19 protein-coding genes are annotated in these 15,743 nt (G+C 63.0%); 9 read left to right on the top strand and 10 right to left on the bottom strand.

Annotated elements, in window-relative coordinates; genetic code table 11:
- Positions 1-129 precede the first annotated feature (129 nt).
- Entirely contained in the window at positions 130-2,457 is a 2,328-nt protein-coding gene (locus LZ586_RS10105) for a glycosyltransferase (RefSeq protein ID WP_235076171.1), read from the top strand.
- Here LZ586_RS10105 and LZ586_RS10100 read toward each other — a convergent pair.
- A complete protein-coding gene (locus LZ586_RS10100; RefSeq protein ID WP_235076170.1) occupies positions 2,338-3,246 on the bottom strand; it encodes a family 16 glycosylhydrolase in 909 nt (302 codons plus the stop codon). The two genes, LZ586_RS10105 and LZ586_RS10100, sit on opposite strands and share 120 nt — an antisense overlap.
- A 178-nt stretch (positions 3,247-3,424) precedes the next feature.
- Between LZ586_RS10100 and LZ586_RS10095 the strand changes: the two genes are divergently transcribed.
- Together LZ586_RS10095 and epsI are read left to right on the top strand one after the other, a co-directional pair.
- Positions 3,425-4,309 carry an archaeosortase/exosortase family protein gene (locus tag LZ586_RS10095; protein ID WP_235076169.1) on the top strand — a complete coding sequence of 295 codons (885 nt, stop codon included), beginning with the start codon at positions 3,425-3,427 and terminating at the stop codon, positions 4,307-4,309.
- Positions 4,306-4,980 carry an exosortase-associated protein EpsI, V-type gene (gene epsI / locus LZ586_RS10090; protein WP_235076168.1) on the top strand — a complete coding sequence of 225 codons (675 nt, stop codon included), beginning with the start codon at positions 4,306-4,308 and terminating at the stop codon, positions 4,978-4,980. The genes LZ586_RS10095 and epsI overlap by 4 nt, the downstream gene beginning before the upstream one ends.
- An 11-nt stretch (positions 4,981-4,991) precedes the next feature.
- On the opposite strand, the gene LZ586_RS10085 is transcribed toward epsI, so the two are convergent.
- Positions 4,992-5,237, bottom strand: coding sequence for an XrtV sorting system accessory protein (locus tag LZ586_RS10085; protein WP_235076167.1), 246 nt, complete (start codon positions 5,235-5,237; stop codon positions 4,992-4,994).
- A gap of 24 nt (positions 5,238-5,261) precedes the next feature.
- Between LZ586_RS10085 and LZ586_RS10080 the strand changes: the two genes are divergently transcribed.
- From LZ586_RS10080 to LZ586_RS10070, 3 genes are all read left to right on the top strand, one after another.
- Positions 5,262-6,092, top strand: coding sequence for a hypothetical protein (locus LZ586_RS10080; RefSeq protein ID WP_235076166.1), 831 nt, complete (start codon positions 5,262-5,264; stop codon positions 6,090-6,092).
- A 73-nt stretch (positions 6,093-6,165) separates the two neighbouring features.
- Positions 6,166-7,029, top strand: a complete 864-nt coding sequence (locus tag LZ586_RS10075) for a hypothetical protein (protein WP_235076165.1) — start codon at positions 6,166-6,168, stop codon at positions 7,027-7,029.
- 57 nt (positions 7,030-7,086) lie between these two features.
- On the top strand, positions 7,087-7,626 hold the full coding sequence (locus LZ586_RS10070) for a TIGR02281 family clan AA aspartic protease (RefSeq protein WP_235076164.1): 540 nt from the start codon (positions 7,087-7,089) through the stop codon (positions 7,624-7,626).
- Here LZ586_RS10070 and LZ586_RS10065 read toward each other — a convergent pair.
- On the bottom strand, positions 7,613-8,449 hold the full coding sequence (locus tag LZ586_RS10065) for a PEPxxWA-CTERM sorting domain-containing protein (RefSeq protein WP_235076163.1): 837 nt from the start codon (positions 8,447-8,449) through the stop codon (positions 7,613-7,615). The genes LZ586_RS10070 and LZ586_RS10065 overlap by 14 nt on opposite strands.
- Before the next feature lie 27 nt (positions 8,450-8,476).
- Here LZ586_RS10065 and LZ586_RS10060 point away from each other — a divergent pair, with 27 nt between their 5' ends.
- The 3 genes from LZ586_RS10060 (at position 8,477) to LZ586_RS10050 (ending at position 12,120) form a co-directional block, all read left to right on the top strand.
- Positions 8,477-8,707, top strand: a complete 231-nt coding sequence (locus LZ586_RS10060; protein ID WP_235076162.1) for a hypothetical protein — start codon at positions 8,477-8,479, stop codon at positions 8,705-8,707.
- A 218-nt stretch (positions 8,708-8,925) separates the two neighbouring features.
- A complete protein-coding gene (locus LZ586_RS10055; RefSeq protein ID WP_235076161.1) occupies positions 8,926-9,858 on the top strand; it encodes an SAM-dependent methyltransferase in 933 nt (310 codons plus the stop codon).
- Positions 9,859-11,286: 1,428 nt separating this feature from the next.
- Positions 11,287-12,120 carry a hypothetical protein gene (locus tag LZ586_RS10050; RefSeq protein ID WP_235076160.1) on the top strand — a complete coding sequence of 278 codons (834 nt, stop codon included), beginning with the start codon at positions 11,287-11,289 and terminating at the stop codon, positions 12,118-12,120.
- A gap of 398 nt (positions 12,121-12,518) precedes the next feature.
- Here the strand turns inward: LZ586_RS10050 and LZ586_RS18290 are convergent, their stop codons facing one another.
- From LZ586_RS18290 to LZ586_RS10020, 7 genes are all read right to left on the bottom strand, one after another.
- Positions 12,519-12,710, bottom strand: coding sequence for a DUF6961 family protein (locus tag LZ586_RS18290; protein WP_413777281.1), 192 nt, complete (start codon positions 12,708-12,710; stop codon positions 12,519-12,521).
- A gap of 67 nt (positions 12,711-12,777) precedes the next feature.
- Positions 12,778-13,029: an excalibur calcium-binding domain-containing protein gene (locus tag LZ586_RS10045; protein ID WP_235076159.1), complete on the bottom strand. Its 252-nt coding sequence runs from the start codon at positions 13,027-13,029 to the stop codon at positions 12,778-12,780.
- Positions 13,030-13,091: 62 nt separating this feature from the next.
- A complete protein-coding gene (locus LZ586_RS10040) occupies positions 13,092-13,814 on the bottom strand; it encodes a hypothetical protein (protein WP_235076158.1) in 723 nt (240 codons plus the stop codon).
- A gap of 125 nt (positions 13,815-13,939) precedes the next feature.
- Complete coding sequence (locus LZ586_RS10035) at positions 13,940-14,410, bottom strand: winged helix DNA-binding protein (protein ID WP_235076157.1); 471 nt, start codon at positions 14,408-14,410, stop codon at positions 13,940-13,942.
- On the bottom strand, positions 14,400-14,645 hold the full coding sequence (locus LZ586_RS10030; protein WP_235076156.1) for a hypothetical protein: 246 nt from the start codon (positions 14,643-14,645) through the stop codon (positions 14,400-14,402). The genes LZ586_RS10035 and LZ586_RS10030 overlap by 11 nt, the downstream gene beginning before the upstream one ends.
- 57 nt (positions 14,646-14,702) lie before the next feature.
- The gene (locus LZ586_RS10025) at positions 14,703-15,206 is read right to left on the bottom strand and encodes a JAB domain-containing protein (protein ID WP_235076155.1); all 504 of its coding nucleotides are present in this window, start codon (positions 15,204-15,206) and stop codon (positions 14,703-14,705) included.
- 17 nt (positions 15,207-15,223) lie between these two features.
- Complete coding sequence (locus LZ586_RS10020) at positions 15,224-15,712, bottom strand: hypothetical protein (protein WP_235076154.1); 489 nt, start codon at positions 15,710-15,712, stop codon at positions 15,224-15,226.
- Positions 15,713-15,743: the final 31 nt, after the last annotated feature.

Below are 15,743 nucleotides of genomic sequence, written 5' to 3'. Positions count from 1 at the left end.
GCCAGTGTGCAGCCTGTGCGGAATGGAACATCGCCATGCCTATCCCGGTGTTGCCTGTGCGCGGCCGGACGCGTAAGCTCGGCTGGGCATGCGGTACCGGGGCCGGGCCATGCAGTACCGGGGATTTGAGTGGATCGGCCCTTCATCAGCTTTGCGATGGCCAATCATAATGGCGAGCGCTTCATTCGCGATGCGATCGGCTCCGCCCTCGCGCAACGAGGCGTCGATGTTGAGCTTCTCGTTGTCGACGATTGTTCCTCCGATCGAAGCCCGCTGATTCTGGAGGCCGCCGCTCGCGCCGATCCGCGAGTGCGCGCGTTCCGGCTCGACCAGAATCGTGGGCCCGCCGGCGCTCGCAACGTTGCCTTGGCGGCAGCCCGCGGCGACTGGTTCGCGGTCCTCGACAGCGACGACCTCTTGCATCCGGACCGCTCGCTCCGCCTGATAGCGGAGGCGGTGAATGCCGGCGCGGACATGATTGCCGACGACCTCCTGGTTTTCGATCACGAGCAAGCTGACGCGGTGCACATGCACCTGCGCCGGGACCGCCGACAGGGCAGCCAGTGGATCGAGTTGCCTGACTATCTCGCCGAAACGCGGATGTATGGCCGTCAGCCTAATCTCGGCTTTCTCAAGCCGATGTTCCGACTTGATTTCCTGCGCCGTGCCAAGCTTGTCTACAATGAAGACCTCCGCATCGCCGAAGATGATGATCTGGTGCTGCGCGCGCTCGTAGCCGGCGGGCGTTATCGACTGCTGCCGCAGCCAATGTATTTTTATCGCAAGCACGGCACGTCGATTTCGCACCGTCTCTCGCCTGCGAACGCCGGTCGAATGCTTGCAGCCGCTGCGATGCACGAGATGCTGCTTGTGGACGCGGGCGCGCCGGTGCTGCGAGCCTGGCGTGCGCGTATGCGCTCGCTTCGGCAAGCCCATGGCTTCACCATGCTGATCGACGCCCTCAAGCACAGAGATGCGGCAAAGGCACTCCGCACGGTAGTCGCAAATCCCCGAACCCTTTTGCTGCTGCGCCAGCCGATCGCCGCGAGGGTGCGACGTCTGCTGATGTACCTGCGGCCGAAGACTGCACGGCGGCCGACCGGGCCGGACGCAGTGCTGTTTGTCAGCCGCCAGCGCTTGATCGGTGCGACCAATGGCAGCTCGGCCTATCTTCTGGGGCTTGCCGGCGCGGTGCGCGCCGCCGGCCTCGTACCGCACCTTTTGCAGCCGTCGCCGCTGCTGTTCGGCCGCACGCCCTTCTTCCGCCTACGTTCCGAGATGGCAGTGTTCGAAACGATCATGGTCAGGCGGGGTTGGCGCGTCGGAAGCTGGCTCATCGCGGCTCGAGCGGGCATATTCGGCGCAGCGACACTCGCTGTCGCCAAGCGCGCTTTGCGGCGCGCCGGTTTCAAGGGGGCGTGGACTGCCGAGCGGCTCGCACCCTATGCGATCGCTGCGCCTTGGCTGGCGGAGGACGTGCAATATGTCGCGCGACATGGACGGGGGCGCGGCCATGTCGCGATCGCGGATTACGTCTTCCAGACCGAGGCGATCCCTTATCTCCTTGATCCCGGTCGACCGGCCGCGGTCGTTATGCACGACCTGTTCAGCGCGCGCGCAGGTCAGTTCAGCCCCGAGGCGGTCGACAGTGTTGCAGCCCTTGCCGAGGATGAGGAAATCGCCCTGCTGTCGAGAGCCGATGTCGTGATCGCGATACAGGCTGAGGAGGCGGCGTTCGTCTCGCTTAGGGTTCCAGCCAGCCAAGCGATCCTCGCACCCATGGCCGTGCCCGCCGTGCCCGATCCGCAACCTGGCGACGCCGAGACGCTCCTGTTCGTCGGAAGCAATACCGCACCCAATGTGCATGGCCTCACCTGGTTTCTGGAGAAGGTCTGGCCGCGTATTGCCGAGGCGGCGCCTGGAACCCGACTGTTTGTGGCGGGCACCGTCGGAAGCGCCGTCACTGCTCCTCATGGGGTTGAGCTGCTGGGGCTGGTTGACGATCTTGCCGCGCTCTACTCCCGCGCAGGCATCGTGATCTCGCCGTTGCGGCAGGGCTCGGGCCTCAAGATCAAGCTTGTCGAGGCGATTGCGCATGGCAAGGCCTGTGTCGTGACCAGCGTGACGCTTCAGGGTGTGGAAACGATCCTTTCGGACGCCGTCTTGCACATGGACGAGCCGGAGCAATTCGCCGACGCCATTCTCGTCCTGCAGCGCGACGATATCCAAAGGGGGGCATTGGCCACGCGCGCGCTGACGGCAGCCCGCACACATTTTGGCCCCGAAGCGGCATTTGCAGAATTCCGCCTGTGGTTGGCCAGCGCTCAGGAGACATGCTCAGGGCGGAGTCGCGAAACGCCACACGCGGATATAGTCGATCTCTATGCTGGCGGGGAAGCGCGTGCTGGCGTCGGGGTTTCCGGGCCATCTGCCTCCTATGGCAAGGTTGGCAATTAGGTGCATCGGCTGGTTCATGTCTGCGGGAGTCGGGATCGTGGCTACCTTCGCGCCGTCGACAAAATAGTCGATCGTGGCAGGTGTCCAGAGCGCGCCGTAGACGTGGAACCCGGTATCGTTCGCACGGGCACCCTTTTTTGTCACCGAAGCCGCAACGGTGGAATGAACGCTGTGGAAGGTCGTGGCTGGCTTGTCGCCATGGGCCTCGAGCACATCGATCTCCGGCGGCCACTTGCCGTTCGACGGAAGAAGCCAGAACGCCGGCCAGACCCCCTTGCCAGAGGACCAGCGGGTGCGGATTTCGAAATACCCGTAGGTCTGCGCGAAGCGGCCGCGCGTGGAGATCATCCCTGAGCTATATCGGACATTGCGGATTGCGCTGTCCCGGATTTTGGGCGGCTCGCGTCCGATCGCCTCCTGCACCGTGGCGAGCTGCGCAGGGCTCAGTGGGTTCGCAGTGATCGTCAGGACCCCGTTCCGCATCGTGAAGGGATCGATGCCGAGCGAGAGGAAGGACCGGTCGGCATAGACCTGCAACTCACGATTGCCCCACAGCGTCCGCTTGGCGATGCCGGGCTGATCGCGCGTCGGGTCGTAATAGGCGAAGATCCAGCGGTGTTCGTCAAGCGCGGCTGAATCAAATTCTTCGCGGAAGCTCGGCACCAGCCCCAAAGCAGCAGGAGGCCCGGCGCGAGGTGACCGAGCGGCATGATCCTGGGCCGAAAGGCCCGCCAGTGCGGCGCCGGCGATCGCGCAGGCTCCCGCGATCCACGAGGTGCGTCGTTTCATTCCTGCATCCTGACCCTGCCGGCCCGGCCTGTCCAGCCGCACCCGTTACTTGCCGCGCGCGGCGCGCCGCATCGAATTGGGGAGATCTGCCTGACACCTTGTTTGCCGATTCCTACGAACGCGGTAAGAGGGTGCAAGCGGGAAGAGTAAAAGGGGCGATTGTGTGAGGGGCGCGGGCATGCAGGCGCTTGGCCGTTCAGGTCGCCAGATCGTGCCGGTTAGTACTTTCCGCTTCGGCAGCTGGTGGTCCCGCGGGTTCCTGTTTGTGGCCGCGGCCCTTCTGGCCGCACCCCCGCTCGTCGCGCTCGCGACACGCTACTGGACAACGGCGCAGGGCGCTCAGGGCCCGATCATCCTCATGACCGGCGCGTGGGCCCTGGCTTATGAACTAAGGTGCCGCCCGCGCCTTCTCGCTCCTGGCGATCTTCTTCCTACAGTCGCCTGGCTGTCGGCGTCGCTGGGCCTCTATGTGCTGGCACGTATGATCGGACTGCTTGCGCTCGAATGCGTTGCTACCTGGTCCGCGCTCGTAGCAAGCCTGTACGGATGCGCCGGATGGCGCCTCGTGAGGGGGGGTGCGTTTCCGCTGCTATACCTGCTTTGCCTTGTGCCTTTGCCCTACACGCTCGAAGTCGCGGTCACCGGCGCTCTCAAGCTGGCGACCGCGGGCTGGGCAGTGCGTCTGCTTGGAGCGGAGGGCTGGGATGTCGCCAGTAGCGGCGGCATGCTGTACATCGACCAGTTCGAACTAGTGATGGAGGCGGCCTGCTCGGGCCTGAATTCGATATTCAGCCTGACCGCGATCGGCCTTTTCTATGTCTACTGGCAGCGGCGTAGAACGCTTGTGGAGGCGATAGTGCTCACCGCCGCGATCGTGCCGATCGCCATCGTGTCCAATGTCGCGCGCCTTGTGATCGTGCTGATCCTCGTCCATTATCGCGGGCAGCAGGTGTTGGCCACCATCTTGCACCCCGCGGCCGGCTTGCTGATGTTCGCAATCTCTCTGACTTTGTTGGTCGTGCTAGACGCGGCGCTTCCCAAGGCAAAGGCTGGGCGGCAATGAGCGAACTGGATCGCAGGGCCTTCCTGCTCGGCGGCATGCTCGTGGTCGGTGCCGCCGCCGCGGCCGCGGCGCGTCCCAGCCGGCGTGCTTCCCCGATATCACAACAGGCGCTCGAGCAGGCGATTCCGACCATGCTGGGCCCATATCGCAGCGTCGATAGCTTTGACGTGGTGCTTCCGCCCCAGGACGAGCTCAGCCGGCGCATCTATGACCGCTATATCGCTCGGGCCTATGTCGCGGCAGGGCGGCCGCCGATCGTGCTGGTCATCGCCTATGGAAGCACGCAAGATTATGGCTTCCAGCTGCATCGCCCAGAGACCTGCTACCCGGCCTCGGGCTGGGACCTCGGGCCGTCGCGGCAAGTCGCGCTGAGCCTTCCGGATGGTCGCGGCATCAATGGCAAGTCCATGTCGGCCGACCGTCCCGGCCGGCGCGAGCAACTCGTCTACTGGACCCGGATCGGCGGCAGTTTCCCGGTCGACTTGTGGCAAGGTCGGCTCGAAATCATGCGGGGCGCCCTCCACCGTCGCGTACCCGACGGGGTCCTCGTGCGGCTCTCGACAGACTCCCAGTCCCCAGCTGCCGCGATCGATACGCTGGTCGACTTCAACACGCGCCTTCTCGCTGCCCTGGCCCCCGAAGGGCGTGCGCTCCTGCTGGGGCCGTCATGAAAAATTGCAGCTCATCGGCGAAAGGCGCCTGGCCGAAGGCGCAATACGACATAGGTGATCGTGGCAAACAGAAGCAGGATTGCGCCCGGATGATAGCCGCTGTTCCCAGCCAGATTGGCGAGCGCGCAACCCGCAGCGGGCGGGAGATAGGCAAGCGGCGTGTCCCCCTCCACCTCGGGGCCAACCGAGCGCTGCAGGAACAGGCTCGCGATGACACCGAACAGCAAAACTGTGATCCAGTCATAGGGGGTATGCATGCGCTGCTCCGATGCGGATTGAACATGGCATTAGCCGCGGTATTGCGCAAACGCATCCCCGTGGCGGCAAGCGTCGTTGCTGGCCTGCTTCTTGCCGGGTGCGATGCCGAAGTTCCGGCCGGACAAGTCCTCGCGACAGTCGACAGCAAGGCTCTCACGCGTCGCGACCTGCAAGCCGAGCAGAAGGCTGCAGGCGAAACGGGGATTGTGGATCTCGCGGGACCGGCGGGCGTGGAGCGGCTTGTGTCGCGCGAACTGCTCGTACGCGCGGCGGAGGCACGTTCGCTTGCCCTCACTCCGGAATATCTCGCCGCGGTGCGGCGCAGCCGTGATGACGTCCTGATTGCCTTGCTGCGCGATCAGGTCGCAGCGGATCTGCGCACGCCTGCACCGGCCGAGCTGAACCAGTTCATCGCCGCACGACCCTGGATGTTCCGCGAGCGGGCGTTTCTTACCCTCGATGGCATATCCACAAATACCCTGCCGGGGGATCAGGCAAGCTTGCAGGCAATGCCGTCGCTCAACGATGCTGCCTTAGCACTAGCGGCATCCAGGCGTCCTGTTGCGCGCTGGCAGCGCCGCGTCGACACCGCGGAACTGCCAGCCGGCGATGCGCGGCAGCTTGCCTCCGCAGGCGTTGACGCGGCTGTTGTACTCGTAGGAGCCGAGCGCACCCGCATCGTGCGCGTCCTGCGGCGCGAGCCGGTGCCCATCACCGGCGAGCAAGCGGTGGCTGTCGCCGACGCTGTTGTGCGCCGCACCAAGCTCGAACGTGCCCTCGATGCGGTAATCGCGCGCGAGCGAAGGCAGGCCACTGTCCGATATCAGGAAGGATTTGGTCCGGCCCGGCAATGACGTCGCTGGTGAGCAACGAAGAAACGTGCGAACGTCTTCTAGGGCGGCGCAGCCGCTGCCTTGGGGAAGTACCATGACTGGCCAATCAGAGACGCTCGCTCCGCGCAAGCCCGTCGTGACGGTGATGCGATTGTTGCTCGCCTGGCTTGCTGTGGTCGCCGCATTTTTTGCATGGCAAACTGCCGAATATCAGGGCCTAGTAGCGCGTTTTGCAGAATGGCAGTTTAGCCGCTTCGGTGGCTTCTACCCGCTGGCATCGTTACTGTTGCTCGTCTTCCTGTTCGGTGCCCCGGTTCTGTATACGCTTTCGGCACGGGCCCACAGGCAGAATGGCAACATCGGTACGCCCTTCTCGCAGGCCCGCGCCCTGTTTCGCTTCCTCGCCTGGGTCGCCCTGACAATGGGCCTAGCCGCCAGCGTTGCGCTGTTGCTCGCCGTCACGGCATCGATGGGTTCGGGAGCTCCGGTCACACTCGATCTGGCTTCCGCGCGAGGGGTGATCCCGGACAACGGCCCTGCAACGCTCAAGGGCACTGTCCTCCTTGATCGTGTCGCAACGATGGGTGCTGACACGCCGCTCGGCGGGTGGGAAGTGCGGTTCGTGCCTGTCGTGGGGGGGCGCGGTGGGCCTATCCGATTTTTCGTGCAAACGCGCGAGCCGCTCGGCAAGGCCACGGCCGCTTCGGTAACCGGGTCTCTGCAGCGCAACGGCCTTCGTGGGGACCTGATTCCGCTTTTCACCAATGCTGGGTACCGTGTCTCGACGCCGCATTACGTGCTCTACACGGACGCTAGGGCCATGCGGGTTCCCTATCTGTGGACCGCGCTGCAATATGGCCTAGTCGCCCTGGTGTTCGGTCTGGCGGCATGGTTCCAGCACCGGCGGAGCCGAAGGCTTCATCCGCGCACGCCCAATGCTGCGCGACCTGCTCTTTGAGCGTCATAATCATATGCGTTTACCAAACCTTCAGGCCTATGTGCGATATCGCTGCTCATGGTGGACGAGCGTCTTCTCTGGCTGATGGCGATGGTAGCGGCCTCTTCCGCGGTTCTCGCCGCGTCGCGCGATGCCGGGCCGCGAGGGGCCTCCGCCGCGATGGCCGTTACGCCGTTAGGCGAGGCGGAAGAGGCGGTGATCGAGGGTGCGCGGGTCGTCGTAAAGCGCGCGCCAGATGGGCTCTTCTATGTTAATGGAATGGTCAACGGGACTCGGATCCGATTTCTCGTCGATACAGGCGCGACGGCGCTCGTTCTGGCACCACAGGATGCAGCGCGCGCCGGCGTCGTTTCGTTGTCCAGCCAACCTGCGGGCGAGTTGCAGACTGCCGCGGGTGCTACGTCGATGGGCTGGGCAAGTGCTCGAAGCCTGGAAATAGCCGGTCGTACGCTGTCGAAAGTTCGGGCGGCCGTGCCCGGCAGTCATCTGAAGGTCTCGTTGCTTGGTCAAGATGTGCTGCGCAGACTCGGCTCTATTACCCTCGACGACGACCGCCTCGTGATTGCCGCGAGCACAACGTCCGCTAGGCCGGACTGAGCCTCTCGTCGATCCGGTACAGAGCCGTCGCAGCCAAGGCCGAGCGACGGCGCCGGCGCAGCGATGTTCCTACGAAACCGATGCCCAGGATCATCAACGCCCAAGTACCCGGCTCGGGAACCGCGCCAGGGCCGGGGGACGGCGGCAGCACGGGATTGCCGGGGATTCCCGGTTGCGGATCGGTCGGATCGGACGGGTTAACCGGGTCGGCAGGATTGTTGGGTGCAGTCGGCGTCGGGGTCAACACCGGGCCATCTGGATTTGACGGCGTCCCTTGTCCACCCGAAGGGGCCGGGGCTGGGGGGGTGGCCGGAGCGCCGCTCGGCGCTGGCGTCGGCACAGTCACCGGAGGGTTCGAGCCGCTACGAAACACAACACCGCCCGGTAGTCCAATAAAGCTTGCTATCTGGGGCGCCGATGTGCCCCCGCGGCCGCCCTGGAGGTCCTGCGGCAGCAGCGAGAGCAGGCCCTGTTCAACGAGTGGCCCGGTCTCCTGATCACCCGCCAGCACGCTGCCGTCAGCAGGAGCGGGCGCAGTGGCGGATGCGCCGAGGTCTGCGGCGTTCGAACCGGGCATCCGTCCGCGACGAGTGCGCGCGAGCTTGTCGACCCGGGTGCCAATTCCGCTGAGCGTCGAAGGGGTTGCCACAGTGGCGGCGAACGCGCTCGCTTCGGTCTCCGCAATCGAGGCCGCCGGCATCACGAGTTCACGTTCGTTCCGGAATGCAAAGGCGAGGACAAGCGTGAGTCCGGCAACCGTCAACGCGAGCTTTCGCTGCGCGCGCAGCTCCGAAGGTGCAGCAGAGGCGGATTCGGACGTCATGCTGCAAGCAGCGTAGGCCCGGCAGCAATGCGACGCAACCGCCGATTGTGGGTCACCGTCCCATCGCGGGAAATCCTGCAGGCGCCGGTAACCCGCGAGATCTTCAAGCCGGGAGGTTTGATCCATCGACTGGGCGGGGCGCGCCGGCGTTCAACGGACGGCAAGCAAGGCACGCCGGAGCGGGCCAGCGCAGATTGGGCAATGACCGATGAAGCATTCGCGGAAGGCCCGTTCAGAAGACTGAGCACCTTCTCGTGAGGACTGCGAGGCTGAATTGAGTTCCTGCATTCTCGCAAGAGACCTTGACGTGGTTACGACGGGGTCGGGACCAGCCCAATCAGTCGCTACCTTGGGTTCGTAACACGCGCCTGGGGAGCATGTTGACCGCCCAGCCGTTATGTACTTTGCGTTACACTGGCGCCCGGGGAGGCCCGAGCACTGCGAGTCATCGTCGACTGCGGAACGAGGGGCGACATATGTGGCAGGTGACCTGCGTCAAGCACACAATGAAGGCGGCCTTGCCCTTTAGCCACCAAGTCCGCACCTGGTGGCGCAGATCACATCCTACGCAGATCGGGCCGCAGCACGAGAGCGTCGTCGAAGGCGGATTTGACCATGTCCGCATGCTGCGCAAAGGTGGGCTTGCGCTTGACGGTTCCAGGATTCTCGAAATCGGATCGGGTTGGTTTCCGATCATCCCGCTGATGCTGCGGGTCGCCGGCGCACGAACAGTCTATATGGCAGACGCCTATCCGCTTCTGGATGCAGCCGGCGTGCGGCAGGCACTCGCGTTCCTGTCGGCCAACGAGAGTCGTATTTCTTCGGGGCTTGAGGTCGGGTGTGAGCGGATGGCCGAGCTTGTCGCGGCAGCAGATCGCGCAGAAGGGAAGGATCTGCCTGCGTTGCTCGAGCAGCTCGGCATTGTATATCTCGCTCCATTCGACGTTGAACGGGAGATGCCAGTCGTCGACGCGATCGTCAGTCATACAGCGCTGGAGCATATCCCTCCCTCGGCCATCGAGGATCTCGTGCGCGCCGTTCACTCTGGACTGCGCAAAGGCGGGCTCATGTCGCATGGGATCGACAACACCGATCACCGCGCCCACAACGACCGGCGCCTTTCACGCTTCGACTTCTTGAAATATGACGGCTGGGTTTGGCGATTATTTTGCCTCGATCCGCAAGACTACACAAACCGATTACGCCATTCGGAATATATGGCCTTGTTCGAACGCAACGGTCATCGCGTCATCGCCGAGTCCACCTTTGTGGATCGGAGGGCAATGGCGTCGCTTACCAGAGCACGGCTTGCAGCCCCCTTCAAGGACAGGCCCCGAGAGGATTTGGCTACCGCGTGGTCCCACATCCTCACGCGCAGCCACACCCGTGACGATTGGCATGGATGTTAAGGGAGCACGGCTCGTGGGACTAGGGTGGAGACGAGGGAGGTCGGGCGTCCGCCGTAGCGGGCGTGCCGATCATTTAGCGGCCGGACATGATCTCGATGGTGTGCGGCGCCTGTCGCGGCGCTTGTCGTAGCTGATGAGGCCAAGCCGGGATGTTGGACCTGGATGCACGGCTGAATAGCCCGGCCTCCGGTGCCTCCCTGAACCTATCGGCATCGTAGCCGCCGTATCCCAGGAACCACGGCGCGTTCAGCAGGCCGCTCGGCAGCGCTGCTACGCAGGATTTATCGCTGACCGCATGGGCGTCAGGAGCAGCTAAAAAAGAAAGTCTTTCCCACCGGGGACGACCGCAGTGCGATGTTGATGCCGCTCTTCGTGCAGCCGATCAACCGCCGACGTCCTCCTTGCTAAAGCCCACATTCGATGCTGCGCGGTGGGTCTCCGGGGGCGGAGGCTTTCATCTGGTATTCGGCTCGTCCTTGGCCGCAGCCAACCTTGCATCATCCGCACCGAAAAGCCGATCTTGCTCCAGAGCTTCCTTGGTTTGCGAGCCTCTTGCTCGGCTCAGCGTTCCTCCCCGCATCGCGCCATTGCAGGCGTCGCGATCGACGGAGCCGCCGATGCCGCTACACGTCCCGGGGCTTGCCGCAGCTCTCGGAAAGTGAACTCGATGACATCCCCTGTGCTCATCCGTCCGTCCTCAAGGGTTGCTCTGCCAATTCCTTCAGGGGAGCCTCTTTAGGGTCGCGCTTTTCACGTCGGTGGCTCATCACCTAGGCGATGATTAGTGCGAAGAGCGCCCAAAGTGCCAGTGAAAGGCCCAGTCCGACTACAATGCCCTGAGGGCCCTTGATCCGTTTCAAGCGAGGAATGACTGCAGACTGTCTGACGATGCGATTGAAGTGCACGTGCGTCGTGACGCTGGGAGTCCGCATAAAAGACCGACGGTGGTGGGGCATCATTCGTCCGGTAGGTGATCGACTTGTCATCATGGCGTCCTCATGGGCCGTGACATATACCAAGTCTCCACTCCGCCTGTGGTTCCAAAGCTCTACTCCAGCCGACCTGGCTGGCGCGCAGTTTTGATACCCGCGGTTCTGATCTCCATAGTCGGGGAGCTCGCAGGATGCGAAGCACTGGGTGATCCTTGGAGGCAGCATGCGTTGGTTGCCGACGCCAGGCGAGGCGTCGAAGGAAGGCGAGCCTGCACTCTCGGCTGCTTGCGGTAGCTGCGTGATCCACAACTCCCGGGTGGAACCAGGATTACTATGGGAAAAAACCGCTGATCGTCGGTAGCGCGGGCCTCGTCTATCAAACATCATAGGTTAGGAACTGGGCGTCTTCAGTATATCTGCTTTTAAAGTGCTTGGTGATTGCGTTTGTCTGTGAGAGGGTTGCGTCATAAAACTGTAACAGGCGGACGGGGGGATCATGCGTCTCGAACTCGTTGTAGCTCGCAAAGGCCTTGTCACGGCGATGGCCTTATCGATCGGCGTGATGGTGATCTTTGGTGCAGTCGCCGACGTGATTCTCATGACCTACCCAGGCCCAACCCTGCAGGAGACGCTCCACCGGCTTTCTCTGATGCGAGATGACAGCATCCCTACTTGGGTCTCATCGTTTCTACTGCTCGGCTGCGGAGTGTTGCTGGCGGTTTCAGCGCGGGCAGCTGCGGAGAGTTCGCCTCTCTACGTAAAGAGTTGGTTGCTTCTCGCCTTGGTGTTCCTCTGCCTGTCGATCGATGAAGTGGCGATGGTCCACGAGTTGACCGGAATCATCTTGAGGAAGGTTGATCCGTCGGTACGTCAGCTGGGGAGCGTATTTCGCTATAGCTGGGTTCTTGTCGCCGTTCCTGTCCTGGCCGTTCTCGGCGCGGTTTTGCTGCGCTGGTTCCTTTCGCTAGATCCGCGCACCAAAATCCAGTTTACCCTGGCAGGCATACTCTACCTTGGAGGCGCCGTCGGAATGGAAATGATCAACGCAGGCTTGGAATCGGCTGCGGATGGTCACAACGGTCCGCTTTATGCTCTATCAACCGCGCTTGAAGAAACGCTGGAGTGCGTAGGCCTTTTGACCTTCATCCATGCGTTAATGGATCGCCTCTCGCGAATCTCCGCCGTGGTTGTTTGTTCCTTCGCACCGGCACGGACGAAAGTCGAAGATCGCGCTATCCCGATGTCGACGATGTTAGGGCAAGAAGCAGATGGCCAAGGCTCGCTGCAGCCTGAGCGCTCGCGTTGCTGCGGGCACTCGCCCCTCGTTTAAGGGAGCAGCTCATCGGCCGGCGGCACCGGGAGACCCGGCCAATCTCCGGCTTGACCGAATCGCTTGGGCAAAGGGACTTAATGGGAACACTGGAGTCGTCACCGCGCGCGATCCTTTAGCCCTTGTGGTGGAACGGCGGCTGAATCCGCGGGCAAGCAGCCGAAAGTCCGGTTTCTGGGACCTTCGGCTGCCCTGCATTTGCTCGAGAAAGGGACTATCGAGCATTTGCATGCTATCATGGCGAAAAAAGCGGGGAAGCCGCGCAAGTTCCGAGCCGATCCCGATCCGGGACTAGGCGGCCCATTGCAAGATCGTGGCAATGGCGGAAACCAGTATGGTGGCTCCCATCGCAGTGCACAGAAGGCCCAGCGCAAGTGCTTCCAGGCGTTGCAGGCGGCTCATTGCGACGTCCGCATCTCCGGGTTCAGAGCGTCGTAGGCAGCGGCTATCTCACGCCAACGCTGAACACCTGCCACATCGCCGGCAACTGCCAGGTCACGCACGCGCCCAGCTATGAACGCCACTGACGCCACGCCGTGGATCCGCTCGACCGCAAGCGCCTCAGCCAGCCGCTCCTCTCGGGGTGTCATATCGGCCTCGGCGGCCGTGAATGGCCGGGCACCGTCGCAGCACTGCTCCCCGGAGTGATGGCCACGGTCACTCGCAGCCGATTCCATCCCCATCCCGGTCAAGCTTGCGACTGTACCCGGGGTCTCCACGACGGACCGGTGCCGCACCGGCCGCACGTGCTTGCGAGCAGTTCGCGAAATATGCGCCCTCGCCAGACTGGATCGCAGTCCTGCGCGCCGTAGAAGCACCAGGCGCGGTCCGCTTCCGACGCTGCGTATCAGCCGGCGCGGTGGTGATGGTTGCCACGAGAGCGAGAAACCCGATCGCCGATGGTACCATCCTGATCCCCTGTTGGAGAGGAAGGCGCCCGCCACGATCAAAGGCGGCGGGCGTCGACAAAGTCATTGCGGGTTGGGGCCGACCGGCACGACCATCGGCGCGGGTGAAGAACCGCTGAAAGACACCGGCAAATCCTCTTCCACGAACGCGGTGATGTGACTTCCCGTAGGGATGCTTGCGCTCGTACCGGTAAGAAAGAAACCCGCCACGGGCACCAGCACCGCTGCGCCGACGACGCCAGCCGTTCCCGTGACACCCTTATCGTCAACTTGACCCGTTAGCCGGATCTGAACGCCGTTCGCACGGACGTAGAGGATGCGCGCCTCGATCTTCCCCGACTTGCCCCACATGCCCTTGTTGCGGACGTGGGTGATCTCGCCCACTGCCGGGCTGCCGACCGGGATCACGACTTGGCCATCGACCATGACGGGCTCTGCCACTTCGAGGTTGAAGCGCTGACCGACCCGCAACTTCTTACCTTTGGTAGTGAGTGCTTCAACTGTTCGAAGGGGAACAGAGGTGCCCGAACGCAAGATGGACGAAGTAGGCGCGGCTACCCGTGCGCTTGAACCCGCGTTGATCACCGTGGCTTGCGGCGGCTGAATGCTCGCGGTTGTTTGAGCGCGCACAGCAGGCGCGAACAAGAACGCTGCCGCAGCAGCTCCTGCCAAATATCTCATTATATCCTCCCCTGTCTTGACGACAGGCGAAGTCACACCTTTGGCGATGTTCGTGTCAAGAAGAACCTCGCCGAAGATGACAGCAGGATAGGCGAGAAAAACCATCTTGGGACGGAACAGTCTGGCGCGCCCTCCATTATGGATGTAAATACATCCAAATCCCCCGGATGAACCCTGGGTCGCGCGGCCGGATAGTCCGCTATCCGGCCGCATAATCCTACGGTGCGAAGCTAGGTCGGAGCGATGCGTCCGCGCAAGATGTGCAGCCACTTCAAAAGCGAGGCCTTGGCAGCAGGAGTCAGCGCTACGAATCTACGTCGGGAATCTTTTACGTCGGGGGTTTGTTCGATAAGCCCGCGCTCGGATAGCGTGCCGATCCACCGCAGCGCAGTTGTGGGTGGGACGGCTGCGGCAATGCAGCAACTGCTGACACTCACCTTTCTTCCTCGTTCGCCTGCAATGAAGAGGTCCAGAAGGATGTCCCAGCCGGGTTCACCGAAAAGATCGGAGTGGCCGGAAAAGCACGTATCGCGTGCTCGGCGTGCGTCATAGATGCGGCTTGCCAGCTCGACGACAGAGACCTGTGTCGAATCGGTTGGCGCGTGACTTTCAAGCTGGCGATAATGGGTAAGCACGCCTTCCAGGTCGGAAAGCACGCTATCGACGGTCAGCGCGCCGCCACGATATGCATCAGTAGCCATGCTGGCGCTCCCGCTCGCGACGGTGGGCGGTCGTCAACGGTCTACCCTGGAGGACCAAGCGCGCGCGCACGACGGCTGAATTGTAAGGATCGCTTAAGGTTGCTGCTGACATGAACCTCGCCGCATGAACCTTTCTTATGATCGCGCCCGCGCTCTTGCCGATGAGATAATCGGCATTTGCCACGCCCTGGGCGATCCGCATGCCGGAGACTGCGTCGAAGTAGGGATCGAGCATCTTGCCAGGACCCTGCAGATCAGTTCGTTGCGTGAGGAAGCGGCGCCTTGGGGTCATTCACAGGATTCCCTCTCGCCGAAAGCTGATCACGCCACTCCTGGCGACGACTAAGTGGTCGTGCAGGCTCATGTCGACCAGCTTGCAGGCCAGGGCTAACTTACGCGTCATGTCCTTGTCGGCGGCGCTGGGAGTCGGATCGCCCGAGGGGTGATTGTGGATCAGGATCAAGCCCGCGGCGCCGATCTGCATGCCGTGATAGAGCACGTCTCGAACATAGAGCGTCGCCGCATCCAGGGCTCCCTGACTGACGAACTCATGAAGCAGCTCGTTCTTGGTGTTCAGGTAGAGCACATGGATCTGTTCGGTGCTCTCATGCTGCAGCATGGTCCGGAGATAGATTTCCAGGTCGTTCGAGTTGCCGATGCGCAGCCTGGCCGGGATCTTCTCTCGCAGGAGCGACAGGTGGGCGCGGTGTACCGCGGACAGAAGTCCGGCGACCTCGGCCCTGCCTTCGAGCTGCGAGGCCAGGAAGTTGGTATCCGCAGCGATAGTCGCGCTCAACGAGCCGTTGGTCTTGATCAGATCCCGGGCGAGGTCTCCCGAGCGGGAGTCGAAGAAGGGCCGGAGGAGCTGCTCCAGGGCGCGTCGTGACCGCGATGCCGCAAGCGCGCGGAATGGAGAAAGGTAGCTATGACCAGGAGCACTACCATGGCGTAGCTCCAGAACGCGCTCGTCACCCAATAAAGAAAGGGGAACAGCTTGGGATCCAGCATCCTGAGCAGATGCCCCGCTACCTGAACTGTCTGCAATCCCATCAAAAGAATCGGCCACAACCTGTTCGCCTTTATCATCAAGGCGAGGAAGGCGATCAGCATCGCGGCATCGACCGCGAGCACGCCAAGCTCGACATTGGCCCAGCGGGCTGCCGCCGGTGACGCTGCCAAGGCAGAGCCGACCGCGCCCGCGATAAAGATAGCTGCCGTTGTTCGCTCCGGGGCTCCCCCTCGCCAGAAGGCATAAGAGAGACTGGCGAGCAGAAGCAGCAGGAAGATCTGGACGTGGGGCATGCCGGCAGCGGACCACCGGCATGCCCGCGCG

Origin of the sequence: Sphingomonas sp. S2-65, assembly GCF_021513175.1 — a bacterium.
In the GTDB taxonomy this organism is placed as follows: Bacteria; Pseudomonadota; Alphaproteobacteria; order Sphingomonadales; family Sphingomonadaceae; genus Sphingomonas.
The sequence above is the reverse complement of the archived record's forward strand: the minus strand, read 5'-3'. Positions and strand labels throughout refer to the sequence as shown.